The organism is Actinosynnema sp. NPDC023658, from assembly GCF_040639995.1.
GTDB lineage: Bacteria > Actinomycetota > Actinomycetes > Mycobacteriales > Pseudonocardiaceae > Actinosynnema.
Window position 1 is genome coordinate 1 of record NZ_JBFAAX010001422.1, and the last position, 1152, is coordinate 1152.

The following is a 1152-nucleotide window of genomic DNA, read 5'->3' on the forward strand; positions in this document are numbered from 1 at the left end:
CCAGGTCGACCAGCGGCGGCGTGGACTCGATGGGGAGGGGCGTCATCGGCCGGGTGTCGGCCAGGAAGGCGGGCGGCGGGACGTAGTCGCCGGCCGGGTGGTGCCCGCCGTCGGGCGTGGCGACGAACGGGTGCGTGCGGGCGACGTCGTCGAGCACGTGGCGCGGCGTGGTGCGCGTGTCGTAGGCGCACATGCTGCGCAGCGGGAAGTCGTCGTAGGCGTGGTTGACCGCCGACTCGTAGCGGGCCCACCAGTCCCACGAGGTGGTCAGCGCGGCCGGCGGGACCTCTCCGACGATGCGGATGCCGCGCGCGCCCCCGGCCACGAAGTCGGCCATCATCTCCCGGTAGGCCTTGATCGCGGCCGCGGGACGGGCGTAGAGGTCGTCGGTGACGGTGAACACGACGTCGGCGGACCGGGGGAGCGCCCGGCGGACCAGCTCGGCCCGTTCCGGCGCCAGCGACACCACGGTCGGCTCGCCCGCGTCCACCCCGCCTCTCAGGAACGGCACGGCGACGGCGAGCAGCTCGTCGTCGGAGGTGTAGTAGATGGCCGCGTGGTCGTAGCCGCGCTGTCGGGTGTCCGTGTCGGTGCTCATGACTGGTGCTCCACACGAACGTTGGTCACGCCCAGCACGTCCAGGACGTGCGAGGGGAAGGACAGCGGTGTGCGCAGGACCACCGTCGTGCCGCGTCGGTCGGCGTGGTCGGCCAGCGCCAGCAGGTTGCGGTGGTCGATGAACGCCAGGCCCGTCGCGTCGATCACGATCCCGTCCTCACCGGCGGGCAGGTCGGCGCGCTCCAGCGCGAGCGGCCACAGGTCGTGGGACTCCAGGTCCAGCTCCCCGTCCAGCACCGCGGACGTCCCGGCCGGCGCGTGCGCGTGCAGGTGGAACGGCGCGGCGTCCTCGGCGGACCGGGGGTGCAGGCAGGCGATCTGCGCGACGACGTCGTCACCGAGCCGCGTCCGGTCGTACGCGCACATCGCCTCCATGGGGTGAGTGGCGAGGTAGCGGTCCACCAGGTGCTCGTAGCGGGCGAAGGCGTCCAGCTGCGCCGGTGTGCGCACCAGCGGGGTGGCGTCCGCGGCGACGCGCAGGCCGGTGAACCCCGCCGCCAGCGCGGCCTCGGTCGCCGCCGCGTACGTGCGCAC

2 protein-coding genes are annotated in these 1152 nt (G+C 74.0%); both read right to left on the minus strand.

The features are described 5' to 3' along the window. Positions 1-598 (minus strand): MEDS domain-containing protein (locus AB0G02_RS41490; RefSeq protein WP_360806446.1); only part of this gene is annotated, 598 nt, incomplete at its 3' end. Then, a partial coding sequence (locus tag AB0G02_RS41495; protein ID WP_360806449.1) for an MEDS domain-containing protein occupies positions 595-1152 on the minus strand: 558 nt, incomplete at its 5' end. The genes AB0G02_RS41495 and AB0G02_RS41490, both read right to left, overlap by 4 nt.